At 75.1% G+C, this 4679-nt stretch carries 7 protein-coding genes and 1 pseudogene; 6 read left to right on the forward strand and 2 right to left on the reverse strand.

Features of this window, described 5'->3' with window-relative positions:
- From G6556_RS17130 to G6556_RS17140, 3 genes and pseudogenes are all read left to right on the forward strand, one after another.
- A pseudogene (locus tag G6556_RS17130) lies at positions 1–360 on the forward strand (SRPBCC family protein); the annotation flags it as partial.
- A 57-nt stretch (positions 361–417) separates the two neighbouring features.
- Positions 418–786 (forward strand): metalloregulator ArsR/SmtB family transcription factor, encoded by a 369-nt coding sequence (locus G6556_RS17135; RefSeq protein WP_166944098.1) that lies wholly within the window; start codon positions 418–420, stop codon positions 784–786.
- The gene (locus G6556_RS17140; protein ID WP_166944100.1) at positions 783–1241 is read left to right on the forward strand and encodes an SRPBCC domain-containing protein; all 459 of its coding nucleotides are present in this window, start codon (positions 783–785) and stop codon (positions 1239–1241) included. Before G6556_RS17135 ends, G6556_RS17140 begins: the two co-directional genes overlap by 4 nt.
- Before the next feature lie 54 nt (positions 1242–1295).
- Here G6556_RS17140 and G6556_RS17145 read toward each other — a convergent pair whose 3' ends face one another.
- Positions 1296–1916, reverse strand: a complete 621-nt coding sequence (locus G6556_RS17145; RefSeq protein WP_166944102.1) for a TetR/AcrR family transcriptional regulator — start codon at positions 1914–1916, stop codon at positions 1296–1298.
- A gap of 188 nt (positions 1917–2104) precedes the next feature.
- On the opposite strand from G6556_RS17145, the gene G6556_RS17150 reads away from it, so the two are divergent.
- The 3 genes from G6556_RS17150 (at position 2105) to G6556_RS17160 (ending at position 3311) form a co-directional block, all read left to right on the forward strand.
- Entirely contained in the window at positions 2105–2452 is a 348-nt protein-coding gene (locus G6556_RS17150; protein WP_147794527.1) for a VOC family protein, read from the forward strand.
- Between the two features lie 150 nt (positions 2453–2602).
- Positions 2603–2920, forward strand: a complete 318-nt coding sequence (locus G6556_RS17155) for a hypothetical protein (RefSeq protein ID WP_205693666.1) — start codon at positions 2603–2605, stop codon at positions 2918–2920.
- A gap of 121 nt (positions 2921–3041) precedes the next feature.
- Positions 3042–3311 (forward strand): GlsB/YeaQ/YmgE family stress response membrane protein, encoded by a 270-nt coding sequence (locus G6556_RS17160; protein ID WP_166944104.1) that lies wholly within the window; start codon positions 3042–3044, stop codon positions 3309–3311.
- Positions 3312–3482: 171 nt separating this feature from the next.
- Here G6556_RS17160 and G6556_RS17165 read toward each other — a convergent pair whose 3' ends face one another.
- Complete coding sequence (locus G6556_RS17165) at positions 3483–3767, reverse strand: adhesin (protein WP_166944106.1); 285 nt, start codon at positions 3765–3767, stop codon at positions 3483–3485.
- Positions 3768–4679: the final 912 nt, after the last annotated feature.

Consider the following 4679-nt stretch of genomic DNA (forward strand, 5'->3'; position numbering starts at 1 on the left):
CTGTCCGGGACCGGGCTCGGCCGGCTGACCCGGTTCCTCCTGGTGCCGCGCCGACGACCGCTCGCCGGGCCGCACGGGACGCTGATGCCGTTCGTCGGCGCGGACGGGCGGCCGCTGGTCGTCGCCGCGGTGCCCGCGCCCGGGGCACCCGCGGACGGCGGCGTGGACCTGCTGCTGCTCTCCGCGCGCCCGGGTGGCCGCTGGCACCGGCTCGGCCGGCTGGTGTGCCCGGCGCGGCCGGGCGACCGCGACGACCCGGACCTGCGGTTCGACCCGGTGCTGCACGTCCCCGGGGACCTGACGGTCCCGACCTGGGCGGCCCGGCTGCGGCTTCCGTCGTACCGGCGCGCCCGGGGTTGACCCGCCCGATCCGCGGGGCCATTGTGCACCGATCGGTTCAGCGTTATGGTGAACCGCATGGTTCAGCAACAGCGCCTGGACGAGGTGTTCGCCGCCCTGTCCGACGCGACCCGGCGCGACGTCCTCATGCGCCTCGGCGACGGTCCCGCGACGATCGGGCAGCTCGCCGAGCCGTACGGCATCACCCTCACCGGCATGACGAAGCACGTGCGGGTGCTGGAGGACGCGGGCCTGGTCGTCACCGAGAAGGTCGGGCGCGCCCGGCAGTGCCGCCTCGGGGCGGAGCGCCTGGACGACGCGATGTCCTGGATCGGGTTCTACCAGCGGCTCTGGGAGCGCCGGCTGGACGGGCTCGAGGCCTTCTTCACCCTGCAGCGCGGCCGGGAGACCGGCGGCGCACCCCACCAGGAAGGACCCACGCCATGACCACCGACGCCACCGACCTCGAGCTCCGCGCGCAGCGCGTCCTGCCCGCCACCCCGGACGAGGTCTTCGACGCCTACACCGACGCCGAGAAGCAGCGGATCTGGTTCGCGATCCTCGACACCGAGCCGGGCATCGTCGAGATCGAGGTGGACCTCCGGGTCGGCGGGCAGCAGACCGCGGTCTGGGGCCCGAGCCGCGACGAGCTGTTCCGCGAGACCCAGACGTTCCTGGAGATCGACCGCCCGCACCGGCTGGTCACCGACTCGGTCGGCAGCAGCCCGGACGGCGCGACGATGACGACCCGCGTGGTCGTGACGTTCGAGGCGGTCGACGGCGGCACGCTCATGAGCGTCGTGCAGAGCGGCTTCCCGACGCCGGAGGTCCGGGACTTCTTCGCCGAGCACGCCTGGGAGGGCGCGTTCGACCGGATCGGCGCGTACCTGTCGCGGGCCTGACCCGGGACGACCGCACCCGGCCGGACGACGACGCCCGCTCCGGGGCCCTCGGGCTCAGGGGCGGGCGTCGCCCGCGCCGTACCGCAGCCCGTCGACCACGAGGTCGAGCAGGCCGCGCACGCGCTCGGCCCACCGGTCGGAGTCGGGCACGTTCCACACGCCGCCCATCGCGAGCATGACCTGCTCGCCGTCGACATCGGGCCGCACCGAGCCGTCCGCGCGACCGGCCGCGAGCAGCTCGTCGATCGCGGCGACGATCCCGGCCTTGGTGTCGGCGAACAGCGACGAGTCCGAGCCGACGGCCGTGCGCAGCGCCGCGCCCATCCCCCGCTTCGTGGCGGCGTACTGCACGAACCGGCCCATCCAGTCCCGCAGCGCCTCGACGGCCGGGCGGTCGCCGTCGAGCAGCGCCGGCGCGGCGTCGCACAGGGCGCTGACCTCCTGGCGGTAGGCCGCCTCGACCAGCGCGCTGCGCTCGGGGAAGTGCCGGTAGAGCGTGCCGATGCCCACGCCGGCCTGCTGGGCGATCGACTCCAGCGGGGCGTCGCCGTCCTCGGCCAGCGCGGTGGCGGCGCACTGGAGCAGCCGGGCGCGGTTGCGGGCGGCGTCGGCGCGCAGGGGACGCGCGGCGGGTCGCTCGACGGGGCGCTCGGCGCGGGCGGACGGGGTGGTCACGGGACAGCTCCTCGGGATTGCTCTTGCGATGCGGAGGATCCTCCGGTTAGAGTCGAACGCGAAACGGAGGCTCCTCCGTTCCAGGGTACGCCGCCACCGACGTCCGGTCACCTCCCCACCCGCGGGAGAGCCGGGCACCCTCGACGCCGGCCCGCGAGCCCGCACCACGACCACCCCAGGAGGCCCTCATGGCCAGCACCTTCCACGGCGTGACGTTCGACGCCTACGACGCCCAGGCCGTCGCCCGGTTCTGGGGCGCCGCGCTGGGCCGGGACGTCGCTCCCGGCGCCAGCCCGGAGCACGCCGAGCTGCTCGACCACACCGGCGCCCCGCGGCTCGTCTTCGACCGCGTGCCGTCCGGCGGCGTCGTCCGCAACGCCCTGCACCTCGACCTCGTCACGTCCGACCTGGAGACCGAGTCCGAGCGCCTCGTCCGGCTCGGCGCCCGCCGCGTCGGCGCGGTCGGCGGCACCGCCCGCTGGGTCAACCTCACCGACCCCGAGGGCAACGCCTTCGCCCTGCTCCCCGCCGCCTGAGCCCGCCGGCCGCGCCGCCACCCGTCCGGGTGACGGCGCGGTCTCGACGGGCGCGCGTGTCGCATTCGCCCTAGTTTTCGGCGTGTCGCCCCCAATGGCGGCCGGACAGGCTCACCACCCGTTTGCCGAGAACGAGACAGGGGACATGCCATGACGCACCCGTACGGTCAGGACCCGCACCAGCCCGCCGCCTCGACCCCGCCCGCCGCGCCGCCCGCCGGTGCCGCGGGCTACGGCGCGCCCGTGGCCGCCGGCACCGGCACCCCGGTGCTGTCGATCATCACGTTCGTCCTGTCGGCGATCGCGATCCTGTTCCTGCCGATCGTGTTCGGCATCGCCGGCATCGTCACCGGCATCGTCGCCGTCGTGCGCAAGGAGCGGCTCGGCAAGATCGCCCTGATCGTCGCGATCGTGGCGACCGTCATCGGCTTCGCGCTCGGCGCGCTCGTCATGAGCCAGATGTCCTGACGCGCGGTCCCGGAGCGCGTCCGGGGCCGCTCACCAGCGACCCCGCAGGCGTTCCGGATGCGGACCGCGACCACCCGTGTCACGGTTCTCTCCGTTCGAACCGAGACGTTGGAGGTGCCAGATGGGATTCTTCGCTTTCCTGCTGCTGGGTCTGATCGCGGGGGCTATCGCGAAGGCGATCCTGCCGGGGCGTCAGGCCGGTGGCTGGTTCGTGACGCTGCTCCTGGGTGTGGTCGGGGCGCTGCTGGGCGGATGGCTCGGCAGCGTGCTGTTCAACAAGCCGCTCGAGGAGTTCTGGTCGATCCAGACGTGGCTGCTCGCCATCGGTGGCTCGATCATCGTGCTGCTGATCTACGGCGCGCTCACCGGCCGCAAGGGCGCTCGCGCCTGACGCACGGCCGGCCGTGACCCGGTCCGGCGACGGTGGGAGACCGTTGCCGGACCGTGCCGGGCGCCGGCCCAGGGGCGGTGGGAGACCGCCCGGGGCTGCCCGGCGCGACGAGGGCCCGCACATCCGCACCAGGCGGCTGCGCGGGCCCTCGTCGTCTGCCTGCCCGGGTGTTCAGTCCTGGGGCGCGAGCGTGAAGCCCGGCGCGCCGGTCGCCGACGGGTCCGCGTCCAGCGTGAGGTCCGCGAGCGCCGTCGACGTCTCCGGGGACACGAACACGGTCGCGCCGTCCGAGTCGATGACGTCGTCGCCCGGCACGGCCTCCGGGACGAGCGCGAGCTCGAACGAGCCGAGCTGCTGCTGGGACTCGGCGATCCGCAGACCGCCCGAGTCGGGGAGCCCCGCGCGGGTGGTGAGGTCGCGGACGGCGGTGCTGGCGTTCTCGGTCAGGGTGAGCACAGGTGCTCCTCTCGTGGCCGGTGGCGGTCACGGCACCGGGGGCGCCGCGACCATCGGACCCTTCCACCGTCAGGGGGTCGCCGACGTGATGCAACCGCGCGTCCGCTGAGCGAGACCGCGCCCGTCCGCTGCGCGGAGCCCGCTGGACACCCGCCCGCGCATCCCGCACCCTGCGCCCCTGCCTCGGTCCGCCCCGCCTCCAGGACCCACTCCCGGCCCCACTCCCGGGCCACTCCCGAACCCCTCGCACACCCGCTCGCGCACCCCTCGCACACCCGCGCCGGAACCCGCATCTGCACCGCGCCGGAACCCCGCCGGAACCCCGCCGAGCGGGCAGTACATGTCCCCTCCAGGCCCCGGGAGGGGACATCGACTGCCCACTCGGCGAGATGACAACTCTCGGCTGCGCGAGGGCGATCGCGGACAGCCGAGAGTTGCCATCTCGGCGTCGGCGCGCGCGTGCTGGGTCGGTGCGCGGTGTGCGCGCGTGGTGGATCGGCGCGCGGGGCACTCGCGTCGCGAGTCGGAGCGCGCGACGCGCGCGACGCGCGCGACGCGCGCGACGCGCGCGAGTGGTGAGTCGGCGCGCGCGACGCGCGCCAGTGGGGCGCGGGCGTGCGGCTCCCGCACCCTCCGCCCCTGGTCTCGGGTCCGACCCGCTCCCGGGAACCCCCTCGAGCACCCCGCGGGAACTCCGCCGAGCGAGCGGGGTGCGGGCCCGCGCGCGGCTCCCGCACCCTCCGCCCCTGGCTCGCGTCCGACCCGCTCCCGGAACCACCTCGCCCCCCGGGAAACTCGCCGAGTGGGCAGTCCATGTCCCCTCCCTGGGCCGGGAAGAGACATCGAGTGCCCTCTCGGCGAGATGGCGACTCTCGGCTGTGCGAGGGGGCTCGCGGACAGCCGAGAGGTGCC

It is taken from the genome of Cellulomonas sp. IC4_254 (assembly GCF_011603975.1).
Classification (GTDB): Bacteria; Actinomycetota; Actinomycetes; order Actinomycetales; family Cellulomonadaceae; genus Cellulomonas.